We start from the raw sequence: 24,743 nt of genomic DNA on the forward strand, positions 1-24,743 counted from the left end.
GCGGCTTGGGAGTGGCCGCGCGCCCTGTCTTCTTGTCGTTGTCCTTACAGGGTGAAGTCGTACTCGGCAGAGACCTGCACGTAGCGCGGCGACTGATAGCTCGTCGGGATCTTGTACGTGCTATCGGTCAGCGGCGCGCCGTTCGGGTCTTCGCCCACTTCGTTGATGGTCAGCGTGTGCTGCTTGTTGAACACGTTGAAGACGCTGGCGGAGAAGGTGACGCCCTTCGCCCACTGCGGCTTGTACGAGGTGTTCAGGTCGATGTTCCAGTACGACGGCGTTCGGCCCACCGAACCACGCTTCACGATCATGCCGTCGCAGTACAGGTACGCGCCCGAGCCGTAACCACCGTTCACCACGGCGTCGATCGGGTTCAGGCCGTAGCAGTTCTCCGGGCGACCGGTCTGGAAGACGCCGTTCGCGCCGACCAGCCATTCGTCGTTGATCTGCCATGCACCGTAGACCTTGAGCGTGTGCTTGCGGTCGTTAGGCAGGTAGCCGTTCGAGCCGGCCATGATCTCCGGGTAATCGAACAGTTCGGTGGTGCCGGTATCAGCCTGGCCGTTGCTCGAATCCACGCCACCTTCCGAGTTGCCGCGCAGGTGCGACCACACGTACGACGCCTTGAGGTACCAGGTGTTGTCGAAGTTTCGTTCGGCCGTGAGCTGCAGGGCCTCGTAAGCGCGCTTGTACTTCGGCTCGCCCACGTCATCGCCGGTGAGGTGGATCTTGTAGAGCTGGCCTGTCGCGTCGACCGGCGTGGTCAGCGTGACCGCGCTACCCGGATTGAAGATGTAGCAACCCGGCACGTTGGCATCGGCTGGCGTGAGGCTGGTGGTGTCAAGGTTCAGTCCGTACTGCGCGTTCGCCGCCTTGGCGATCGGGCGGAAATCGCACGAGTCGTCGATGCCGGTGAGGATCCGGCGATAGATCGCCTTCACGCCCAGCGTCCAGTCCTCGACCTGCTGCTGCGCGCCCAGGATGAACTCACGCTGCTTGAACGGCTTCAGATCCTGCGTAGCCACGGCGGTGGGGTTGGGGACGACGCCCGCTTCGCCATTCGCGTAGGTGGTGCCGGTGCGTGCCGGGAAGGCCGCCGCGTAAGCCGCTGGCAAGGCGCCCAGGCCGAGCGGTGCACCCGTGATCGGATCGACGCCCGTGTAGCTGAAGTACTTGATCTGGTACAGCGAGGCCGAGGCACCACGCAGGGCCACGTTGCCGTCGAGCGGCAGGGAGTAATCGCCTGCGCTGCCATAGATCTTCAGCGAGGAATCGCCGTGCACGTCCCACGAGAAGCCCAGGCGCGGCTGCCAGCTATGCACCTGCTTCACATAGGTCTGGCCGAGGCTGTTGGTGTTCTCGAAGCCGTCGTTGCGCACGCCGATGCGTGCCATGAAGTTATCCGTGACGTGCCAGTTGTCTTCGAGGTAGTAGGACTTCTGCGTGATACCGACCTTGGCGCCCGTGGCGAACACGGTCTGGCGTACGACGCTGTCGGCGGGATCGAGGCCTGGAGCGTGGCCCAGGATGTCTTCCGGGATCGAGCTGTACTGGTAGAGCGCGCCACCTTCGTATGCGGTGCCGGTATCGGTCTTGAAGTGATCGCGGGCCCAGCCGGCCTTCAGTTCGTGATCGCCCAGGTGGTATTCGAAATCGATACGGCCGGCTTCGCGCTTGTCTTCGCCGTTCGGCGTATCCAGTGAGCCGGTGGGCGTGAACGAGCAGTGCGGGTAGCCGACGGCGCCATTGGTTACAGGGGTACGCGAATCGGTGATCGCGGGACAGCCCGGCGAATTGGCGGCGTCGAAAATATTGCCATCGTACGATTCCACCGTACCGTCGGCGGCCGTCGCGGTGCTCACGCGCTTGTTCGTGCTCTTGCCGTACTGCGCGGTCAGGGTGAAATCATCCGTGATGTAGCTCGTGTACTTCAGGATGTTGGTCATGCCACCCGTCTTGTCGTACACCTGGCCCAGGTAGTCACTGCGGTACGGCTGGTTGTTATCGTCGTAACCGTAGCCGTAGATGCTCTGCTGCTGGGTGCTGGTATCGCTGAAGCCGGTGTACTCGAGGATGTTGTTCTCGTTGATGTTCCAGTCCAGCTTCACCAGGTAACGCGGATCCTTGATGGTGGTCTTGTTGAAGTTGCCGCCGCCGGTCGTATCGCCGTAGTGCTCATCGGCCGTGCGCGTGCCGCCGACCAGCGCAAACATGAAGAGCTTGTCCTTGATCAGCGGGCCGCCGAGCCAGGCGTTCCAGCGCTGGCCGAAATCGGTGGCATTGCCCGAGCCGTTGTTGCCGATCAGGTAGTTGCTGTTGTGGCGGTTGTTTTGCAGCAGGGCACCGTTCTGCAGGTACACGTTTGGCTGGTTCGCCTGCAGCTGGTACGGGTTCCAGGTGAAATCGATGCCACCCTGCCAGGTGTTGGTGCCGCGCTTGGTGTTGACCGAGATCACGCCACCGGTCGAGTTGCCGTACTGCGCGCCGTAGCCGCCGTCCTGCACGTCTTCCGAATCGATCGCCTCAAACGGAACCTGCGAATAGGTCAGGCTCTGGAAGAAGTTGGTGACGTTGAAGCCGTTGACGTAGTAGCTGTTCTCGGCGACCGATGCGCCACTGAACGAAGCCAGGTTGCCGAAGGCGCTATCGCCCTTGGTGGCGCCCGGCGCGAGCAGCGCGACCGCGGTCTGGTTACGCGCGAGGGGGAGCTGCTTGATCTGCGCGGCGGTCATCACCGTGCTGGTCTGGGTGGAAGCGACATCGATGGGTGGCAGGGAGTTTGCCGTCACGGATACGGCAGACAGGTCTTCCGCGTTGCTGGCGGTGGTGGCGGCCGCGGCTAGGTTCACGTTGAAGCCCTGGCCGGCGACGACCTGCACATCGCGTGAGGTGGTGGCGCCGCTGCCCCCGCTGGTGGTGACCTTATAGCTGCCCGGGAGCAGCGAGACGATATTGAAGCGTCCGTCGTTGCCGATCGTGGCCGAGCGGCTCACCCCGCTACCGGTATTGGTGGCCGTGACGGTCGTGCCGGGCTGGCCGGTGCCGAAGATGCTGCCGGCCGTGCTTTGCGCCATGGCGGCGCTTGTCACGAAGCCGAGCCCTACGGCGACGGCGAGCGCAAGCGTGCGACGGCCTGGTTGCCTGTGGTGGTAACGCGTATTCATTCATTCTCCCCGGCCATTGGCCAAATGATGCAAACCGGCCGCCTACCTTGGCGGGGTCTACGGCCGGCTGATGTGGTTGCCCCGCAAGCTGCGTTAACAAAACGGCAACAAGCGAGCAAAAACTACGCGCGGCGGCGAATCGCACTCAATGCGCGATTCATGAACGCAGGGAATTGGATGTCTTGCATCATGGCAAAACGTATAGGCCGTAGCCTGGCCTTGCGAAGCGGAGTCGGCCTGCGATGCGGGCCTAACCTTTCATCACGCACGCTCTTGCGGCATTCGTTAAGCACTTCATTAAAAAGGTTTCATGAAATGCGGGTTTTAGCGGGGCGTTGTTGCGCGCAAAACAGGCAAAAAAATGGCCGTTCCCCTCCAGGGGAACGGCCAAGATCCGGGGAAATACTGCTGTTGTTGTTATGCCTGGTGCATCAGAGGGTGAAGTCGTAACGCGCGCCGAGGCGGACGTAACGCGGGTCCTGGAACGAACGGGCACGCTTGTACTGCGGGTTGGGATCGCCGCTCGGCAGCTCGCCCACTTCGTAGTACTGCGTGACCTGCTGCTTGCCGAGCAGGTTGAACACATCGACCGAGAAGGTCAGCTTGTGGTCGGCAAAGGCCGGCTTCCACGCGCCGCTGACGTCCACCGTATAGGTGTACGGGGTGCGGCCGTAGGAGCCACGCGGGGCCGGTTCGCCGTTGCACCAGAAGTACGCATTGCCATAACCGTACGGGTCGCCGCCGACCGAAGCCGGGCGGGTGCCGATGCAGCTGACCGGTGCGCCGGAGGTGATGCGCGTGACGGTCGACAGCTGCCATTCGTCGTTCGGTGCCCAGGTGCCATAGACGCGGAGCTGGTGCTTGCGGTCGTTCGGCAGGTCGCCGTTGGTGTTCTCCATGATCGCCGGGAAGTCCCAGCTCTCGGTGGTGGAGACGTCGGCCTGGACGATATCGGAATCCAGCTGGCCTTCCGAGTTACCGTAGCTACGCGAGTAGGTGTAGTCGATCTTGCCGTACCAGTGGTCGCTGAACTGGTGCTCGGCGTACAGGTCGAGCATGTAGTACGAGCGCTTCGGCTTGGGGAACCCAAGGTCGGCGGCGCTCACCGGCACGCTCAGGTACTGGCCAGCGGCCGGCGAGAGCGTGAAGGTGTTGGCACGGCCCGGGTTGAACAGCCAGCAACCCGTGCTTCGGTTGATACCGGCCTTGACCTCGTCGCTCAGGCCATTCTCGTCACCCCAGGTCTGCAGGGCTGAAGAGTCGCACATGTCATCGATAAGGCTACGCAGGCGACGGTACATGCCCTTCGCGCCAACCACCCAGTTGTTCTCGAGCTGCTTATCGAAGCCGAGGATGTACTCATCCTGGTAGTAGGAGTGCAGGTTCTGCGCCGAGACCGTCTTCGCGTCCGGTGGCGTGCCGTTGGCACCATTGAGGTAATAGGTCTGCGAGAACGGGCCGGTGACCAGGCCGGTCGGGGCGCCCGTCACCGGATCGATACCGGTGAAGCCGAAGTACTGCGACGGGTAGGTCGACGGGCCGGCACCGCGCACCGCCACCGAGGTGGGCAGGCCGAGGTGGTAACGGCCGGCGTTGGCGTAGATCTTCAGCGAGCTGTCGCCGTACACGTCCCACGACACACCCAGGCGGGGGTCGAGCTGGTGGCGCGAACGGGCATAGGCTTCACCGACGCCGTTGTAGTTGGAGAACTGCTCGTTACGCAGGCCGATATAGGCGTGCCAGCGATCGGTGACCTGCCAGTTATCTTCCACGAACTGCGAGCGCTGGTTCGTGCGTGCCGAGGTACCGGTCGAGAGCGCGGTCGATTCGACGTAGTAGCCGTTGGCGAAGTTCGCGGGGTTGTAGAGGCCCGGATCCAGGCCGAGGTTGGTCAGGCGCTGCTGGATCGACGAGCCATCACCCACATCATTGTAGATGTAGCCCGTGCCGCCGACCGGTACCGCACCCCAGGTGGCGCGCAGCACATAGTTATCGACGCCGCCGCGGAGGTCGTGGTCACCCAGGCGGTATTCGATGTTCGCACTCCAGCCCTTGGTGCTGTCCTTCGAGCCAGGCGTCAACTGGGTGGAGGCACCCACGAGACAGCCACTCTGCGGATCGGATGCGAACGCGGCGCGCTGGTCGAGGATCGAGGTACAGGTCAGGCCGCCAGCCGTATCCACCACCTGCGAGTGCTTCGAGTTGGCCCGGCCGTACATCGCATTGATGGTCAGGTCGTCGGTGATGTAGCCGGTGTAGTGGGCGATATAGGTGTCGCCGCCGGGCGTCGCGTTGGTCTGGGTGTTGTTGTAGTTCTTGGTGTACTGGTGGCCAAGGTAGTCACCCTGCCCGGTGTTGTAGTTGTAGCCGAAGATCGAAGCGTCCGTGGTCTCCGTGTCGCCAATGCCGGTGAGCTCGAGGATGTTGTTATCCGTGATATTCCAGTCGAGCTTGGTCAACCAGCGCTTGGTCTTACCGGTATCGTGTTCATCGTCGTTCGCACCGCTGGGCGCGGTGTAATTGCCGGTCTGCTTGATCCAGTCGGCCGCAGCAAAGATGAACAACTTGTCCTTGATCAGCGCGCCGCCAATCGACGCTGAGTACTGCAGGTTTTCCTGGTCACGCCAGGTATACGGGTTGCCACGCTGGTACTTGGTTCCATCGCGGTAGTAGATGTTGCGCGGCTCCTGGGCCAGCGACGAAGGCGAGAACAGCACCTGCACATCGCCCTTCCACTCGTTCGAACCGCGCTTGGAGACGACGTTGATCACGCCGCCGGTGGAGCGGCCGTATTCCGCACCGTAGCCACCGATCAGCACCTGCTCCTGGTCGATCGCGTCGTACGGGAGCTGGCGGGAGCTCACGCCGGTCAGCGGGTTGGTGACCTGGAAGCCGTTGATGTAATAGGCGTTCTCAGAAGCAGACGAACCGCCGAAGGAGAGCGCATTGCCGTAGCCGCGCGCAGCCGATGTGGTACCCGGAGCGAGCAGGGCGATCGAGCTGATCGAGGTACGGGCGATGGGCAGCTTGGCCAGCTGGTCGGAATTCAGCACGGTGCGCGAGTCGACCGAGCTTACGTCGATGCTCGGCAGGCTGTTGGCGGTGACCTGCACGCTGCCCAGTTCCGTCGCGTTGCTGGCGGTGGCGGCCGCGGCGAACGAGACATCGGTACCCTGGCTGATCTGCGTCTGCACGTTCTTGTGCGTGTCAGTGGCCGTACCGTTGTGCATCAGCGTGACGTCGTACGAGCCGATGGGCAGCGAGTTGGCGCGGTAGCGGCCGCTGCTGTCGACGGTGATGTCGCGCTTGAGGCCTGTGGCACTGTTTTCGATGTGGATGACGTCGCCAGGCGTTGCCGAACCGTAGATGGCACCGGTGGCGTTGCTCTGGGCGAAAGCCCCGCCGCTGGCGGCGGCCGCGACGGTGAACGCCACGGCAAGTGTGAGTTTGCGGCGCGGTGGCACCGCGATACGCGAGACGGACTGCATGAACCTACCCTCCTGAAAGACACGGATGACGGATGGCGGAACGAGCGAACCCGCATCCACGCGGCACGCGGATGGTCGCCGCGGGGGCGGCGGGTTCGATCGAAAAGCACGGCTACGCGGTGCCGCCTGCCTTCTGGCGGGCGGACGGCATCACGCGGTCAAGGCAAGCGGTTACCCGTGCCTTTGGAAGGGAGTACAAACCGGAGCGAAGCTGGCATGTCGGATTCCCCAAAAATAGACGACAAGAAGGTTCTGCCGTGAAAGCCGGACCGCCTTCGTATATCCCCTGGAGGCGGTGTTCGGCAGCGCCGGATTCCAGCGCGTGAAAACAACGTAAACCCGTGAAATACATGTAAACAATAGGAATAAATCCTAAGCAGTTACTTGCGAAACAAAGGCGAAAATACCTGCGAATTTCGTGATATTGCGCTTGCCCATTCCGGCCCTGTCTGGGTACGTTTCCGGGATGGAACTCGTCATCACTATCCTCGTCCTCCTGCTGGTCGTCGCACTCTCCGGTGCCGTCGTTCGCATCCTTCCCTTTCGCCTGCCATTGCCGCTCGTACAGATCGCGCTAGGCGCGATCCTGGCGCGGCCCTTCGGCGTGCATGTGGAGTTCGACCCAGAGCTCTTCTTCCTGTTGTTCATTCCGCCGTTGCTGTTCGCGGATGGCTGGCGAATCCCAAAGCGCGAACTCTTCCTGCTTCGCGGACCGATCCTCGCGCTTGCCATCGGCCTGGTGATCTTCACCATCGTCGGCGTGGGTTACTTCGTGCACTGGATGATTCCGACCGTGCCGCTGGCCGTCGCGTTTGCACTCGCGGCCGTGTTGTCGCCGACGGATGCCGTCGCGACATCGTCGGTGACTGGCGGGCAACAAATGCCGCCACGGCTCATGCACATTCTTTCCGGCGAAGCATTGCTCAACGACGCATCGGGTCTGGTGGCACTGCAGTTCGCCGTGGCGGCGGAGGTGACCGGGCGGTTCTCGGCACTGCACGCCGCGCGCGACTTCGGCATCACCGCGTTGGGTGGGTTGGCCGCGGGTGCCCTGGTGTCGGTGACGTTCGGCCTGTTCCGTCGCCGCCTCGTGCGCTGGAGTGGCGAGGTGGATTCCGCCAGCCAGGTGGCGCTGCTGCTCTTGCTGCCGTTCGCCGCGTATCTCCTGGCCGAACACTTTGATGTGTCGGGCATCCTCGCAGCCGTGGCGGCCGGCATGATGATGAACTACACCGATGTGCTGAAAGGTGGCTACGTTGCCATGCGCATGCAGAACAGCGCGGTGTGGTCGATGGTGGAGTTCAGCTTCAACGGGATGATCTTCCTGTTGCTCGGCATGCAGCTGCCGAACATCGTGGGCGGCGCGAAAACGGACCTGCAGCAGGCCGGTGGCGGTGAACTCTGGTACCTCGGTGGTTACATCGTCGCGATTACGCTGGCGTTGGTCGTCCTGCGTTTCATCTGGGTGTGGGTGTCGCTTCGCTTCGTGCTCATGCGAGCCCTGCATCGTGGTGAGAAGCGGCCCAAAGTCGGTACGCGGCTGGTGTGGACGACCGCGCTGGCCGGTGTCCGCGGAGCGATCACGATGGCCGGCGTACTGTCGCTACCGTTCCTGAAAGCGCCTGGCGTGCCGTTCCCGGTTCGCGATCTCATGATCTTCCTCGCGAGCGGCGTCATCCTCTGCACGCTCATCTTTGCCGCGATCGGTTTGCCGCTGACGGTGAAAGGCCTGAAACTTCCCGGCGAAGACCCACGCGTGCGTGAGGAGCGCACCGCGCGGGCGCTCGCCGCGGAGGCTGCGCTACGCGGCATTGCCGATGAGCAGAAAAAGGTGGATGACGGGGGCGACCCGGATGCGATCGCGCTTGCTTCTCGCGTGGCTTCACGTGTGTCGGCCGACTACCAGCAGCGCCTGGAAGCCGCTGGCGAAGAAGGTGATGTGCCTGGCAAGGCGCGGGCAGAGGCCGGTACCGAACGGGTGATGCGCCTCGCCGCGTTGCGCGCGGAGCGTAAGCAGCTCTACGAGCTGCGCCGCAATCACACCATCAACGACGAGACGCTGGTCACGCTGGTGCGTGAAGTCGACTTGGCCGAAGCGGCGCTTACCGGCTTGCACGCCGGCTAAGCGCCTCTGTTCAGGGGAGCCGGAAGAACGCCTCGGCGGTAAGCGTCGAGGCCTCGGTGACGGCCGCGGGTAACTCGCCGCGATCCTTTGCCACTTCATCGCGGATATGCGCCAGGTACATCGGCTCGTTGCGGCGATCCTTCGGCATCGGCCGCAGCGTCCGTGGCAACAGATACGGCGCATCGGTCTCGAGCATGAGGCGATCCGCCGGAATCTGCTTCACCAGTTCACGCAGGTGGGCGCCGCGGCGTTCGTCGCAGATCCAGCCCGTGATGCCGATGTGGCAATCCAGGTCGAGGTAGTCGCGCAGCGCTTCACCGGTGTCGGTGAAGCAGTGCACGACCGCTGCGGGCACGCGATCGCGGTAGCGCTTGAGTAGCGCCAGGAAATCGTGGTGCGCGTCGCGCTGGTGCAGGAACAGCGGCATGCCAAATTCGGCGGCGATGGTGAGCTGCCGTTCGAAAACCTCGCGCTGAACGTCGCGGGGCGAATAATTGCGGTTGTAGTCCAGTCCGGTCTCGCCGATCGCACGAACTTCCGGCTCGGCCGCCAGCCGCCGGAGCAGGGCGTCGGTCGCATCGTCGTAGTCGATCGCGTGATGGGGGTGCACGCCGGCAGTGGCGAACAGGCGCCCTCCGCTGGCCCGGGCCAGCTCCAGCGCGTGCTCGCTGCCCTCCCGGGATGCTCCGGTAACGATCATCCGCCCGACGCCGTGGGCCGTGGCCCGGTCCAGGACGTCATGCAGGTCGGCGCGGAACGACTCGTGGGTGAGGTTCGCGCCGATATCGATCAAGTCCATGATTTGCTTCGCAATATGAAAAGATTGGGGAGTGCGCGCGCGGTGCGATATCGCCACGCAAGGCCATGAATTAGAACATATAGGGACGTCCAAACCCGCCTCGGCAAGCTTCGGCCGGTAGGCCGTTCGGACGAAGCGATTTCATGCGTCAGAATATTGACGGTCGTATTTTCCTGCTGCTAGGTTCCTGCGACGGCTGGCAAAAACATGCCAAGAAGTCGTCGTCAGGAGGGTTTTGAGAAGGATCTCAAATGTCAGTTTCGCAGGGGATGCCCGCTATGGGCATCGAAAACATGGAAGGCGGCCCGCAATCGGCCGCCCAGGCAGTACCACGGGCAAAGGGGTAGTGCAGATGGGAAATCGTATGTTTGCGAGGTCGCTGGTCGCCTCGTTCGTGCTGGCGACCGCGCCGGCCGTCTTCGCCGCTGGGGCCGCGCCCCACGCCACCTACAACGTCAGCACACTGCGTGCGTCGAGCGGTTACGACCGTTTTATCGTCACGTATCGTGATGGCACCACCCAGCGCAGTGACCATGCCGCCGCCACCCAGGCCGTGAGCGCGGCGCTCTCGCGGGCGGCCGGTACCACCGCCTCGCTCCGCGCGGGCAAGGCCGCGGCCGCACCGGTGGCCAGCTACGCCCGCAAGCTCGGCACGGGTGCCGACCTGGTTCGTGTCTCACGCAAGCTTTCCGCGACCGAGGCCCAGGCCCTGATCCGCCAGATCGCCACCGACCCCAGCGTTGCCCACGTCCAGGCCGACGTGATGATGCAGAAGGTGCGCGATATCCCGGCCGCGGCGGCCGTGAGTCCGGTGGTGGTCAACGACCAGTACTACGCGCGCTACCAGTGGCATTTCCGCGCGCCGGATGGCACCGCTGAGAAGATCGGCTCCGATGCGAACAGCTACGCCAACAAGGGTGGTAGCAACGTCGCGAACGCGTGGAACCTCTCCGACGGCACGGGCGTGACCGTTGCCGTCCTCGATACCGGCATCACCAATCACCCAGACATCGACCTGTCGCTCGCCGACGCCGGCTACGACTTCATCTCCGACGCCTATGTTTCCGGCCGTGCTACGGACGGTCGTGTTTCCGGCGGCTGGGATCTCGGCGACTGGACCACCGACGACAAGTACCTCGCCACGAATGGCGGCTGCGTCGACGCGAACAATCCGGCCGAAGACTCCAGCTGGCACGGTACCCACGTGTCCGGCAACATCGCCGAGCTGACCAACAACACCACCGGCATGGCCGGTATCGCCTACAAGGCGAAGGTCCTTCCGGTCCGTGTGCTCGGCCATTGCGGCGGCTATAGCTCCGACATCGCCGATGGCATCGTCTGGGCGTCGGGTGGCCATGTCGATGGCGTGCCCGATAACACCCATCCTGCCCAGGTCATCAACATGAGCCTCGGTGGCGAGGGCAAGTGCAGCGACGACGACGTGACCGCGGATGCGATCACCGCCGCGATCTCGCGCGGCACCACCGTCGTGGTGGCAGCCGGCAACGAAGATGACGACACGGCGAACTACTCGCCTTCGAGCTGCCCGGGCGTCATCGCCGTGGCCTCGAACGGCATCACCGGCAAGCGCGCGTTCTACTCGAACTACGGCACGGGCGTGACGATCTCCGCGCCGGGTGGTGGTGTGTATCCGAACGATGCCTCGTCCGGCACGCCGGTTTCCGCGGGCTTCTCGTGGTCGGCGATCAACGACGGCACGCACGAGCCGACCACCGCCGATTACGGCGGCATGGCGGGTACGTCGCAGGCTACGCCGCATGTCGCGGGTACCGTGGCGCTGATGCTCGCGGCAACGAAGGGCGCGAGCCTGCCCACGCCGACGCCCGCACAGATCAAGGCGCTGCTCACTTCCACGGCGCATAGCTTCTCGTCCACGGAAGCCAGCAAGCCGATCGGTGCCGGCATCGTCGATGCCTACGCCGCGGTGAACAAGGCGCTCGGTAACGATACGGGCCCGGGCGAGCCGGATGTCACCGCGCTCACCAATGGCACGAGCGTGAAGGCGTCGGGCGATGGTTCGGCCAAGGTGTATTCGATCGACGTGCCGGCTGGCGCACGCACGCTGGTGTTCACCACCTCGGGCGGCAGCGGTGATGTCTCGATTGCCGTGAAGAACGGCAGCGCGGGCACCGAGACGGTGTCGGCGAAGAAGGCCACGAACAACGAGACCGTCACGGTCGCGCGTCCGGCTGCAGGCACCTGGTACCTCACGGTGACCAGCCCGGCTTCGTACGCCAACGTCAACGTCCTCGTGCGCTTTACCGCGCCGTAAGGGGAATACCGCCCGCCGGCCACGTGCCGGCGGGCGTGGGGAGCCCTGGCCGGGGGGCGGGCTTCTCGCAGTGCGCCAGCGAAGGGGTCTTCGCTGGCGTGGCGTGCGAGGAGGGGTCCTCGCCGCCGCAAAAGGGAGGTAAGGGCAATGTATTCACGAACACTGGCACAGGCCGTCGGCCTGGTGCTGACGGGCGTCTTCACCCTCGCGACAGCGGCGCAGGCCGCCGACGCACCGAAGACCGCCGCACCGCAGACCGTCGTCGTACAAGGCGTGCAGGTCGCTATCGATCCGGCCACCGGCCGGCTTCGCGAACCCACCGCTGAAGAACGCGCCGCCTTGTCGAAGGCGTTTGGCGTTCAGCAGCAGAGCGTGTCGGCATCGAAGCTCGCTGCCGGCCAGCCGCGCACCGCGGCCGAGGCGAAGTCCACCTTCCGTAGCGTGTCGCTCAGCAATGGCGTCCGCGCCAAGGCCGTGCGCGTGCCGCAGGAACTGATGAGCAGCGTGGTCGCCGAACGCCAGCCGGATGGCAGCGTCAGCATCCACCACGACGACCATGGCGTGCAGGCCGCGCCGAAGGCGCCGGAGGTGGTGAAATGATCCGTCGCAGCCTTCTCTTCACCGCTATCGCCGCCGCCGGGCTGTTCTGCGCCATGGGCGCCAGCGCCGCGGAGATCAAGATCGTCAACCAGGACGTCGGCACCGGCAAGGGCCTCGACGATCCGACCCCGGCCACGCCAGTGGGTGGTAACCCGGGCACGACCGTCGGCAAGCAGGCGCTCAACGTCTATCAGTTCGCCGCCGACGTGTGGGGCGCCGTCCTGCAGAGCGACGTCACCATCGTCAACAACGCGACCTTCGAGAAGCTCTCGTGCGATGCGACGTCGGGCGTGCTTGGCTCCTCCGGCACCACCTACATTTTCTATTTCGACGACACCAGCACGCTGCCGCCGCGCGCCGTGCGTAACACCTGGTACCACTCGGCGCTGTTCGATGCATTGAGCGGTGAGGATGGTGCACCCGGTGAGGCTGATATCCAGAGCCAGTTCAACGGCGCACTGGGTTCCACCGGTTGCCTTGAGGGATCCAAGTGGTACTTCGGCCTGGATGGCAACACGCCGGCGGGATCGATCAACTTCCTCAACGTCGTGCTGCACGAAATGGCACACGGCCTCGGCTTCTCCGGCTTCAACAGCCTCACCAGCGGTTCGCCGTACGTCGGTGACGATGGCGTCGCGCGTCCGGACATCTATTCCACCTTCGTCTACAACGATACGCAGAAGAAGAAGTGGTATGACCTGACCAACGCGCAGCGCGTCACCGCCGCACTGGATGACGGCAACCTCGTCTTCACCGGCCCGACGGTGAAGGCCGAAGCACCGCTCGCCCTCGGCCTGCCCGATGTGTTCCGCGTGTCGGCACCAGCTGCAGCGGCCGGAGATTACCAGTACGCCCAGGGCGCGTTCGGCCCGACCGCGACCGCCGCGAATTTCAGTGGCAGCGTGGTGCAGGCCGCTCCGGCCGATGCATGCACGGCCATCACCAACGGCGCGGCTATCAGCGGCAAGATTGCCCTGATCGATCGCGGCACCTGCAACTTCACCGACAAGGTGGCGTTCGCGCAGGCTGCCGGTGCGAAGGCCGTGCTCGTCGCCAACAACCAGGCGGGTGCGATCACCCCGGGTGGCACCCCGACCACCACGATCAATATCCCGACGATCGCGGTGAGCCAGGTGGACGGCAACAAGCTCAAGGCCAACCTCACGGGCCTGACCGGTGCCGTCGGCAAGGGCACCGGCCTCGCTGGCGCCGATGCGCAGGGCAACGTCCAGCTCTATGCACCGACCGTGCTCGCCCAGGGCTCGTCGTTCTCGCATTACGACACGCGCCTGACGCCGAACGCGATCATGGAATACGCGATCAACCAGGACCTGATGGGCCAGATCGACGTGGACCTGACGCCGGCCTTGTTCAAGGACGAAGGCTGGGGCCTGAACACCACGGGCCAGTTGCTGCTCACCTGCAACACCGGCATTCCGACCCTCGTCCCGGGCGGCGTGATCGTCGGTGCGAACGTGATCTCCAACGCGAAGACGATCGCCGGTGATGCCGCCACGCTCGCGGTGTACCGCACCGGCGTGCGCGGCTACGCCTCGACCCTGGCGGGCTCCGGCCTGATCACCGCGGCGCAGGCTTCCAGCCTCAATGCGTGCCTGAGCGATGCGGAGACGCAGAAGCAGTACACCGCGTGGCATGTCGCCATCCCGGATGCCGTTGGCCTCGGTAACAACGTGGGTCTCGGCAACCAGTCGGGCGCGGCGGGTAGCACCAAGGTGTACTCGCTCGATGTGCCGGCCGGCGCGAAGGCGCTGACCTTCCGTACGGCAGGTGGCTCCGGTGATGTCTCGATCGCGGTGCAGGCACCGGGTGCGACGGCGTTTACCGCCGTGGCTAACCGCGCCGGCAACGCCGAGGTCTACACCAAGGCCACGCCTGCCCAGGGCACCTGGTACCTCCAGGTCACCGGCGTGAAGGCCTATAGCGGCGTCACGGTCCAGGCGGTTTACACGAAGTAAGCGCGCTACCCCGGGCCGCCACGTGCGGCCCGGGTTCCATAGAAACGGCAGGCACTGGAGGCCGCGCGCAGCGCGCCCCGTCGTCGGCCGACATCGGCGGCACCCACGGGAGGAAGTTACGTGAATACGATCTACAGCAAGGTATGGAACAAGTCGCTCGGCATCCTGGTCGTCGCCTCCGAGCATGCTCGGGCGAGTGGCAAGGGCGGCGCCTCCCGACGGATTCGTGCGGCCATGGCTGCACTCCCTCTCACCGTGGGCACGATGCTCGTGCTGGCAAGTCCCTCGGCATCCGCACACTCGTCGCAAGGCAGCAACGCGCCTGGCGGCAACATCTGCAGCGGTTTCTCCTCCCTGCTCGCGCCCGTCGCGAAGGGTTACCAGGCATTCGCGTGTGGTGCGCAGGCGAAGGCGGCGGGTGATAGCAGCACCGCGCTGGGTACGACAGCGAATTCGAAGGGCGATTACAGCACCGCGGTGGGCAACGACGCGCAGGCCACGGGTGACTTTGCCACGGCGGTGGGCCAGGGTGCCCGCGCGACGGCGACCGATAGCGTGGCCGTGGGCCAGGGCGCCAACGCAGCGAATACCGGAAGCACGGCGCTTGGCCGCGGCGCGCGCGCGATCGCCAACAATGCCGTCGCCGTGGGTTCGGATTCGATCGCCAACCGCGCGAACACGGTGTCCGTGGGCCGCAGCGGCAGCGAACGCCAGGTCGTCAACGTGGCCGACGGCACGCAAGCCACCGATGCGGTGAACAAGCGCCAGCTCGACAAGGTGAATGACGGCGTATCGAGCGCGAATGGACGCGTCGATACCGTCAACAAGCGTGTCGACACCGTGGCGAAAGACGTGACGAAGGTGTCGGACAAGGTCAAGGCGGTGGATGCGGCGACGGCCGATGCGCAGCACTACTTCAAGGCGAATGGCGCCAGCGACGGTAGCGACGACGCCACGGCGGCCGGAAAGTTCTCGACGGCAGCGGGCTCAGGCGCCTTCGCAGGCGGCGTGGGCGATAGCGCGTATGGCAGCGGTGCGTTCGCGAATGGCGGAAACGCCACGGCGGCCGGTTACGGTGCGACGGCCACCGGCGCCAACAGCGCAGCGATCGGAGCCAACGCCCAGGCGAGCGGGCAGGGCAGTGTCGCCCTGGGTGCGGGATCGGTCGCGGACCGTGATAACACCGTCTCGGTGGGTGACGTGGGCGCCGAGCGGCAGGTGACCAACGTCGCTGCTGGTACCGAAGATACGGACGCGGCGAACGTCGGCCAGGTGAACGCGGCGGTGAATGGCGCGACGCGCTATTTCAAAGCCAACGGTGCCAACGATGGTAGCGACGACGCGACGGCCGTGGGCGACTATGCCGTGGCGTCCGGATCGGGTGCCTTCGCGGGTGCGAACGGTGCCTCGGCGTACGGCGGCGGCGCGTTCGCCACAGGCGTCAATAGCACGGCCACGGGCTACGGCTCGACGGCCACCGGCCAGAACAGTGCTGCCTATGGCGCGGGTTCGCAGGCCAATGGTCCTGGCAGCGTGGCCGTGGGTGGCGTGGCGGTCGATGCAGACGGCAATCCGCTGATCACGAATGGCGGTGTGGCAGTCGACACCGGTGCGACCAGCGCGGATGTGGGCGGTACGGCCGTGGGTGCCAGCGCCAATGCGAGTGGCTTCGCGGCCTCGGCCGTGGGCGTGGGTGCCTATGCGAGTGGCGCACAGTCGTCGGCATTCGGTGCCGTGGCCAACGCGCTCGGCGATTACTCGACGGCCGTCGGTACGCAGAGTACGGCGGGTGGCGTGAGCAGCGTCGCCGTCGGTGAAAGCGCCACGGCCACGGGCGATGAAAGCGTTGCCGTGGGTGGTAGCGCGTTCGGCTTCTTCACCGCGCAGGCGACGGGCTACGCCGCGACCGCGCTGGGTGCCGGTGCGTGGGCGACGGCGGACTACGCCACGGCCATCGGCTGGAACACCTACGCCGCCGCGGACAGCAGCACAGCGCTCGGTGAATCGGCATCGGCGCAGGATCTCGGCGCGAGCGCGCTGGGTGCGGAAGCGATCGCCGTAGGCACGCAGTCCACGGCGGTCGGTGCCGTGTCGACGACCAACGGTGACTTCGCTTCTGCGATCGGTAGCGGTAGCTATGCCGGCGCGAACAACGCCACGGCAGTCGGTGCTCTTGCGAACGCCACGGGCGAGGACAGCACGGCGACGGGCGCGAACAGTGAAGCGTCGGGCGCGCGTTCCACGGCCACCGGCGCATCGAGCGCAGCGTTCGGCGATGACAGCACGGCGAACGGTTACAGCAGCATCGCGGACGGCAACGGCGCCACCAGCGTGGGTGCCAGCAGCGTGGCTGATAGCGATTACGCCACGGCAGTGGGCAATGGCAGCAGTGCCAACGGCGTCGGCGCTTCTTCGTTCGGCGCAGGCGGGTTTGCGCAGGGCGACGGGGCGACAACGACCGGCTACGGTTCGACGGCACAAGGCAAGAACACCGCGGCGTACGGCAGTGGTGCTCAGGCCACGGCGAACAGTGCCACGGCGATCGGCGGCCAGGCGGTGGATGAAAACGGTGATCCGTTGATCACGCTGAATGCCACGGGTGAACCGGTGGGTCCGGCGACGGCCTCGGGTCTTGCGGCCACGGCCGTGGGCGCGAGCGCCCAGGCCGAAGGCCAGTTCGCTACGGCACTCGGTACCGCGGCGTTCGCCCAGGGTGAACAGTCGCTCGCGGGCGGCTTCCTTTCGGAAGCCTCCGGCTCGGGTTCCACGGCATTGGGTGGCCAGGCGTACGCGCCGGGCGAACTCTCGACGGCGGTGGGCTACGGTACGGCTGCCTATAGCGATGGCGCCGTGGCGATCGGTGGCGGTGCGAGCGCTGCCGGCGCGGGTAGCGTGGCGATCGGCCAGTACGCCGAAACCGGCTTCGCGCTCTTCGGTATCGAGGCAGCCAACGCGGTCGCACTCGGCACGAACAGCTGGGTGCTCGGCGATAGCGGCACGGCACTCGGCGCGGGCGCCTGGGCCATCGGTGACAACACCGTCGCACTCGGCGCCAATTCTTACGCTGATCGTGACAACACCGTGTCGGTCGGTGACGTGGGCTCCGAGCGGCAGATCACCAACGTCGCTGCCGGTACGCAGGGCACCGACGCGGTGAACAAGAACCAGCTGGATGCCGTGGCCGGCAGCGTCAGCGATGCCAGCCATTACTTCAAGGCCAATGGCGCGAGCGACGGTAGCGACGATGCGACCGCCGTGGGTGACTATGCAGTCGCCGCCGGTTCCGGCGCCGCTGCGCTCGCGAACGGTGCTTCGGCCTATGGCAGCGGCGCGTTTGCGAGCGGCGTCAACAGTACGGCCAGTGGCTATGGTTCGACCGCCACCGGGCAGGACAGCGCAGCCTATGGCGCCAATGCGCAAGCCACGGCGGATAGCAGCACCGCGACGGGTGCGAACAGCGAAGCGTCGGGCGCACGCTCCACGGCGACCGGTGCATCGAGCGCGGCATTCGGTGATGACAGCACGGCGAACGGTAGCGGCAGCATCGCTGACGGCAGCGGTGCGACGGCCGTGGGTGCGGGCAGCGTGGCGGATAGCGACTACGCCACCGCGGTAGGCAACGGTAGCAGTGCCAATGGCCTGGGCGCTTCCTCGCTGGGAGCCGCGGCTTTTGCACAGGGCGATGGTGCCACGGCCGGCGGTTACGGTTCGACGGCGCAGGGCAAGAACACAGCCGCTTACGGCAGTGGTGCACAGGCCACGGCCAACAGTGCCACGGCGATCGGCGGCCAGGCGGTGGATGAGAACGGTGATCCGCTGATCACGCTGAATGCCACGGGTGAACCGGTGGGTCCGGCGACGGCCTCGGGTCTTGCGGCCACGGCCGTGGGCGCGAGCGCCCAGGCCGAAGGCCAGTTCGCTACGGCACTCGGTACCGCGGCGTTCGCCCAGGGTGAACAGTCGCTCGCGGGCGGCTTCCTTTCGGAAGCCTCCGGCTCGGGCTCCACCGCGTTGGGTGGCCAGGCGTATGCACCGGGCGAACTCTCGACGGCGGTGGGTTACGGCACGGCCGCCTATAGCGATGGCGCTGTGGCGATCGGTGGTGGTGCGAGCGCTGCCGGCACGGGCAGTGTTGCCATCGGCCAGTACGCCGAAACCGGCTTCGCGCTCTTCGGTATCGAGGCGGCCAACGCGGTCGCACTTGGCACGAACAGCTGGGTGCTCGGTGACAGCGGGACGGCACTTGGCGCGGGCGCATCGGCCATCGGTGACAACACCGTCGCGCTCGGTGCGAATTCTTACGCCGATCGTGACAACACGGTGTCGGTGGGCAAGGTGGGTTCGGAGCGGCAGATCACCAACGTCGCGGCCGGCACGCAGGGCACCGACGCGGTGAACAAGAACCAGCTGGATGCGGTGGCCGGCAGCGTCAGCGACGCCAGCCATTACTTCAAGGCCAACGGCACGGGTGATGGTAGCGATGACGCCACCGCCGCTGGCGACCTCGCCACTGCTGCGGGTTCCGGTGCATTTGCCGGCGGCACGGGCGATAGCGCTTACGGCAGCGGTGCCTTCGCCAATGGCGGTAACGCCACGGCCGTGGGTACGTCCTCGACGGCCACGGGTGCGACCAGTACTGCTATCGGCGCGCAGTCCGAAGCGGCAGGCGCCAACAGCGTGGCTCTTGGCGCCGGTTCCGTCGCCCAGCGCGACAACACCGTCTCGGTGGGCACGGCAGGTGCCGAGCGTCAGGTAACGAATGTCGCCGCGGCGACGCAGGCCACCGACGCCGTCAACAAGGGCCAGCTGGATACCCTTGCCGATAGCGTGAGCAGTGCCGCGCATTACGTGGCGGCCGATGGTGCGAAGGATGGTTCCGACGATGCGGCGGCGACCGGTGCGTTCGCAACCGCCGTCGGTGCGGGCAGCAGCGCTTCGGGTGATCTTTCCACGGCGATCGGCTCGTTTGCGACGGCCAGCAAGGAATCCGGCACGGCCATCGGTGCCTCGGCCAATGCGGCTGGCGTTGGTTCCACGGCCATCGGCGACAGCGCACGGGCCACGGCGGCTAACTCGGTCGCCCTCGGTGCGGGTTCACTCGCAACGCGCGCGAATACCGTGTCGGTGGGCTCGGCTTCCGGTAATCGCCAGATCACCAACGTGGCTGCTGGTACGCAGGGCACCGACGCAGTCAACCTCAACCAGCTGACCTCCGCGATGAGCAATGCCTTCGCCAGCACGGGGAACGCGGCGGGTAATGCGGTTGCCATGGCACTCGGCGGCGGGGCGACGATGGGTGCCACAGGCTTCGTTGGCCCGGTCTACCGCGTGCAGGGCGGTTCGTACAGCACGGTCGGCGATGCGGTCGGCGCCCTGGATGGTGCGCTCACCTCGTTGAACAGCCGCGTGGGGAACCTCGAATCGGGTACCGGTTCCACGAGCGTGGCGGGCACGAGCCCGGCACGGGCCCGGGTGAACGCGGCCATGGCGCCGGCTTCTGTCGCACCGACCGTCGCTGCCGCACCCGTGGCTCCGGCGGCAGCACCCGTCGCACAAGCCATCGTCGAGGGCACGGGCGACGGTACGGCCATCGGCACGGGCAGCTACGCGAAGGACACCACCGATCTCGCGGTCGGCAACAACGCTTCGGTCGGTGCCGCCAACGGTACCGCGGTGGGAACGGGAGCCACGGTCACGGCCGCGGCGACCAACAGTGTGGCGCTGGGTGCCAACTCGGTCGCCGACCAGGCGAACACAGTCTCGGTGGGCGCGGCAGGCGCCGAGCGTCGCGTTACCAATGTGGCGGCCGGCACGGCACCCACCGATGCCGCCAACGTCGGCCAGGTGGACCAGGCCCTCACGACGGCGAAATCCTACGCGGACCAGGGGGATGCGAGCACCCTGAACCAGGCGAAGGCCTATACCGACCAGAAGTTTGGCGACATCGTGAGTGGCGGCGCCTTCGATGAGTACAAGCGCGAAGTCGACCATCGCTTCAACAACCTCAATGACCGCTTGAACAAGGTGGGCGCGATGGGCGCCGCCATGTCCCAGATGGCCTTCAGCGCCCAGGGCGTCAGCGGTGATAACCGCCTCGGCGTGGGTGTCGGCGGCTACAAGGGCCAGGGGGCGTTGTCGGTGGGTTACTCGCGGGCACTGACATCACACGCTGCCCTGACCTTCGGCGCCGCCGTCAGCGGCGGTGAGAGTTCGGGGGGTGTCGGCGTAGGCATCGGCTGGTAATCGCCTAGGGGTTCCCCTACACGGAGGCAGTAAACCCTTGCAAGGCCGGCGGCTTCGCCGGCCTTTGCTTTGTTGCAGCGCGTCGCAGGATGCGTGCGGCGTGGTCGCCCCGGAAGCACGGTCTGTGCTACCAATAGCGGCCCATGGCTCCCAGGAACGGGAGCATCGATACCGCAACGAACGGAGCGTAAGAAAGCATGTCTGCGATTACCGAGCATAGGGACATGCTGACCGGGGAACCCGGCGAAGCCCAGGTGTGTGCGTATCTCGTTGCGCACGGCCGCCTGAAGGACACCGACCTCGCGCGGGCGCGGCGCCTTCACGATGAGACGCCCGAGGGCACCCTCACGGCGCTGATGGCCCGGCTTGGCCTGGTTTCTGAACGCGATCTCGCCGATGCCTGGGCCGCCTTGCTTGGCCTGCCCCTGCTGGCCGCGAAGGATGCGCCCGAAATGCCGCCGGCCGACGTCGAACTCTCGGTTCGCTTTCTCAAGCAGTACCACGTGGTGCCGGTGCGCGAAGGTGACGACGGCCTCGCGCTGCTCGTCGCCGATCCGGCCGATCCCTATCCCCTCCAGGCCGTGCATCTGGCCACCGGGCGCGACGTGCAGTTGCGGGTTGGCCTGCGCTCCGAGATCGACGACCTGATCGAACGCTATTACGGCCAGGGCCGGTCGGCGATGGGCAGCATCGTCGAGAGCCTGGATGGCAGCGCGGCCGTCGAAGATGACGTCGAGCACCTTCGCGACCTGGCGTCCGAAGCGCCGGTGATCCGCCTGGTGAACCTGATCCTCCAGCGTGCCGTCGAACAGCGCGCCTCCGACGTTCATATCGAGCCGTTTGAGAACCGCCTGAAGGTGCGCTACCGCATCGACGGCGTCCTGCACGAAGTGGAAGCTCCACCGTCGAGCTCGACCGCCGCGGTCATTTCACGCGTCAAGATCATGGCCCGGCTCAATATCGCCGAGCGCCGCCTGCCGCAGGATGGTCGCATCCAGTTGCGCGTGCAGGGCAAGGAGCTCGATTTGCGCGTTTCCACCGTACCTACCAGTTTTGGTGAATCGGTGGTGATGCGTATCCTCGATCGTGAATCGGTGGTCTTCGATTTCGAATCGCTGGGCTTCACGGACAGCTTCCGCGATAGCTTCGTGGAAGTGCTCGACCGCCCGCACGGCATCCTTCTGGTCACCGGCCCGACCGGTTCGGGTAAGACCACCACGCTGTACACGGCGCTGTCGCAGATCAATACGCCCGACGTGAAGATCATCACCGTCGAAGACCCGGTGGAATACCAGATCGAAGGCATCAACCAGATCCAGGTGAAGCCGCAGATCGGTCTCGATTTCGCCGGCGCGCTGCGCTCCATCGTGCGCCAGGATCCGGACGTGATCATGATCGGCGAAATGCGCGATCTGGAAACCTGCCGCATCGCCATCCAGTCCGCGCTCACCGGCCATCTCGTACTTTCCACCCTGCATACGAACAGCGCGGCGGGTGGTGTTACGCGCCTGCTCGATATGGGTGTAGAGGACTACCTTCTCGGTTCCACGGTGAACGGCATCCTGGCGCAGCGCCTCGTGCGCCGCCTGGACCCGGAGACGGCGGTCCCGTACGAGGCGCTCCCCGAAGTGGTCGAGCAATTCCAGTTGCACAAGTACACCGACGAGCGCCCCATCCGCCTGTGGAAGCCCGGCTCGAGTGCGGCGAATCCCACGGGCTACCGCGGGCGTCGCGCGATCATGGAATTCCTTGTGATGAGTGACCCGATCCGCCGCCTGGTCATGCAGCGCTCCGATGCGGGTGAGATCGAGCGCCAGGCGCGCGCCGAGGGCATGCGCACCATGTACGAGGATGGCCTGGCCAAGGCCGTCGCCGGCGTCACCACCATTGAGGAAGTCCTGCGCGTCACGCAGGAGAGCTGACCATGAGCCAGTTCCGTTACCGGGCGATCAGTGCAGCAGGCGAGATGTTGGCCGGCCGCATGGAAGCGACATCCGTTGAAGATGTCGTCGCGCGCCTGCAGGACCAGGGCCATGTGCCGCTGGAGGCGGCGCCGGCCGATGGCGAAGCGTCAGGCGGCGGTCTTGCCGCCCTGTTTCGCAAGGGCCCGTTCACCGGTGACCAGCTAGCGCAGTTCACCCACCAGCTGGCAACGCTGCTGGGCGCGGGCCAGCCGCTCGACCGCGCGCTCGGCATCCTGCTCGATCTGCCCGAGGGCGAGCGGGCGAAGAACATGGTGGAACGCATCCGCGATCGTGTCCGCGGGGGTACCACGCTTTCCACGGCGCTCGATGAAGAGAACGGCGTGTTCCCACGCCTCTACATCAGCCTCGTGCGCGCGGGTGAAGCGGGCGGTTCGCTCGACGAAACCCTGCGCCGGCTCGCCGATTACCTTGAACGCGCGCAGGCCCTGCGCGGCAGCATCATCAATGCGCTGATCTATCCTGCCTTCCTGATGGTCGGTGTGCTCGGCTCGCTGGTGCTCCTGCTTGCTTACGTGGTGCCGCAGTTCGTCCCGATCTTCGCCGACATGCAGGTGCCGATTCCGCTTATTACCCAGGTCGTGCTGGCCATGGGCACCGTCATCGGCGACTGGTGGTGGGCGGTCATGCTGGCCCTGATCGTGGGCGTCGTGCTCATGCAGGTCCGGCTGCGCGACCCCGACACGAAACTGCGCTTTCACGCCCGGCTGCTTGGCATGCGCGTCGCAGGCCCCTTGTTGCTGAAGGTCGAGACGGCCCGCATCGCCCGCACCCTCGGCACGCTTCTGAAGAATGGCGTGCCGCTGCTGGGCGCGCTTTCCATCGCCCGACAGGTCACCGGCAACCGTGCGCTCGACCTCGCGCTCGAGCAGGCGGCGGATCGCGTCAAGGGCGGAACCGGCCTTGGCAGCGCGTTGTCACAGACAGAGCGCTTTCCGCGCCTCGCCCTGCAGATGATCCAGGTGGGCGAGGAGGCCGGCGCCCTCGACACCATGCTGTTGAAAGTGGCCGATACGTTCGACGTGGAAGCGAAGCGCGCCATCGATCGCCTGCTGGCGGCGCTGGTGCCCACGCTCACCATCGTGATGACCGTGATGGTGGCTTTCATCATGGCGGCGATCCTGCTGCCGCTGCTCAGCCTTACCAGCAATATCAACTGACCCATCCGTTCCACAGGAGTTTTGCCCATGCGCTCGCCCCGTACCCTGCGACACAGCCACGCCCGCGGCTTCACGCTGCTGGAAATGCTCGCGGTGATCGTGCTGATCGGCATCATCGGCGCCATCGTCGTGACCCAGGTCGGCAAGAATGTCGACAAGGGTAAGTACGGAGCCGGCAAGGCCCAGCTCACGACGCTCACCCAGAAGATCGACAATTACGCACTCGATAACGGCACGCCCCCGGCGTCGCTCGACGGCCTGGTAACCAAGCCTGCCGACGCGCAGAACTGGCAGGGTCCGTACGCGAAGCCGTCCGACCTGAAGGATCCCTGGGGTCATGCGTTCGGCTACCAGTACCCGGGCGAGCACGGCCAGTACGACCTGGTGTTCTACGGCCAGGATGGCAAGGCTGGCGGCGACGGCTACTCGGCCGACGTCGGCAACTGGCAGTAACACGGAAGGACGACGGCCATGCGTGTGCGCGGCTTCACGCTGTTTGAAATGCTGGCCGTCATCCTCCTGATTGGCCTGGCCGCGGCGGCAGTGTCCATCCCCGTCACCCAGGGCCTCGCCAGCGCGCGCGTGAATGCGGCTAGCGGTGAGCTGGCTGCCGCGTTGCGCTATACGCGCACGCAGGCCATCGTCAAAGGCGAAAGCCAGGCGCTCGAAGTGAATGTCTCGGCGGCGACCTATCACCCGCCGGGCAAGGGTGACGTGCACCTGCCGCGTGACATGCGCGTGTCCATAACGAGTGCCCGTGAAGACCAGGCCAGCAGCACGACAGGCCGCATTCGTTTCTTTCCCGATGGCAGTTCCACGGGCGGCCGTATCACCCTGAAGCGCGGCCAGCGCGAATGGCATGTCAACGTGGGTTGGCTCACGGGCGCGGTCAGCGTGGTGGCGCCGAGATGAT

The 24,743-nt window shown here is 65.7% G+C and carries 12 protein-coding genes; 9 read left to right on the top strand and 3 right to left on the bottom strand.

Features of this window, described 5'->3' with window-relative positions; all coding sequences use genetic code 11:
* Window positions 1-44 precede the first annotated feature (44 nt).
* Both L2Y96_RS02345 and L2Y96_RS02350 read right to left on the bottom strand, forming a co-directional pair.
* The gene (locus tag L2Y96_RS02345) at window positions 45-3,164 is read right to left on the bottom strand and encodes a TonB-dependent receptor (RefSeq protein WP_247331639.1); all 3,120 of its coding nucleotides are present in this window, start codon (window positions 3,162-3,164) and stop codon (window positions 45-47) included.
* 431 nt (window positions 3,165-3,595) lie between these two features.
* Window positions 3,596-6,652, bottom strand: coding sequence for a TonB-dependent receptor (locus L2Y96_RS02350; protein WP_247331641.1), 3,057 nt, complete (start codon window positions 6,650-6,652; stop codon window positions 3,596-3,598).
* Window positions 6,653-7,118: 466 nt separating this feature from the next.
* Here L2Y96_RS02350 and L2Y96_RS02355 point away from each other — a divergent pair, with 466 nt between their 5' ends.
* Window positions 7,119-8,777, top strand: coding sequence for a Na+/H+ antiporter (locus L2Y96_RS02355; protein WP_247331643.1), 1,659 nt, complete (start codon window positions 7,119-7,121; stop codon window positions 8,775-8,777).
* 10 nt (window positions 8,778-8,787) lie between these two features.
* Here the strand turns inward: L2Y96_RS02355 and L2Y96_RS02360 are convergent, their stop codons facing one another.
* On the bottom strand, window positions 8,788-9,576 hold the full coding sequence (locus L2Y96_RS02360; protein WP_247331645.1) for a TatD family hydrolase: 789 nt from the start codon (window positions 9,574-9,576) through the stop codon (window positions 8,788-8,790).
* 364 nt (window positions 9,577-9,940) lie between these two features.
* Here L2Y96_RS02360 and L2Y96_RS02365 point away from each other — a divergent pair, with 364 nt between their 5' ends.
* The 8 genes from L2Y96_RS02365 to L2Y96_RS02400 all read left to right on the top strand — a co-directional run bounded on the left by L2Y96_RS02365 (window position 9,941) and on the right by L2Y96_RS02400 (window position 24,742).
* Entirely contained in the window at window positions 9,941-11,869 is a 1,929-nt protein-coding gene (locus L2Y96_RS02365; protein WP_247331646.1) for a S8 family peptidase, read from the top strand.
* Between the two features lie 147 nt (window positions 11,870-12,016).
* A complete protein-coding gene (locus L2Y96_RS02370) occupies window positions 12,017-12,469 on the top strand; it encodes a post-PEP-CTERM-1 domain-containing protein (protein ID WP_247331648.1) in 453 nt (150 codons plus the stop codon).
* Window positions 12,466-14,445, top strand: coding sequence for a PA domain-containing protein (locus L2Y96_RS02375; RefSeq protein WP_247331650.1), 1,980 nt, complete (start codon window positions 12,466-12,468; stop codon window positions 14,443-14,445). The genes L2Y96_RS02370 and L2Y96_RS02375 overlap by 4 nt, the downstream gene beginning before the upstream one ends.
* Window positions 14,446-14,565: 120 nt before the next feature.
* Window positions 14,566-20,688, top strand: coding sequence for an ESPR-type extended signal peptide-containing protein (locus tag L2Y96_RS02380; protein ID WP_247331652.1), 6,123 nt, complete (start codon window positions 14,566-14,568; stop codon window positions 20,686-20,688).
* A 224-nt stretch (window positions 20,689-20,912) separates the two neighbouring features.
* A complete protein-coding gene (gene gspE / locus L2Y96_RS02385) occupies window positions 20,913-22,610 on the top strand; it encodes a type II secretion system ATPase GspE (protein ID WP_247336858.1) in 1,698 nt (565 codons plus the stop codon).
* A 2-nt stretch (window positions 22,611-22,612) separates the two neighbouring features.
* Entirely contained in the window at window positions 22,613-23,830 is a 1,218-nt protein-coding gene (gene gspF, locus L2Y96_RS02390) for a type II secretion system inner membrane protein GspF (RefSeq protein WP_247331654.1), read from the top strand.
* A 27-nt stretch (window positions 23,831-23,857) separates the two neighbouring features.
* Window positions 23,858-24,283 (top strand): type II secretion system major pseudopilin GspG, encoded by a 426-nt coding sequence (gspG, locus tag L2Y96_RS02395; protein ID WP_425492516.1) that lies wholly within the window; start codon window positions 23,858-23,860, stop codon window positions 24,281-24,283.
* A gap of 18 nt (window positions 24,284-24,301) precedes the next feature.
* Complete coding sequence (locus L2Y96_RS02400; RefSeq protein ID WP_247331655.1) at window positions 24,302-24,742, top strand: GspH/FimT family pseudopilin; 441 nt, start codon at window positions 24,302-24,304, stop codon at window positions 24,740-24,742.
* Window position 24,743 lies beyond the last annotated feature (1 nt).

Origin of the sequence: Luteibacter aegosomaticola, assembly GCF_023078475.1 — a bacterium.
GTDB classification, from domain to species: Bacteria; Pseudomonadota; Gammaproteobacteria; order Xanthomonadales; family Rhodanobacteraceae; genus Luteibacter; species Luteibacter aegosomaticola.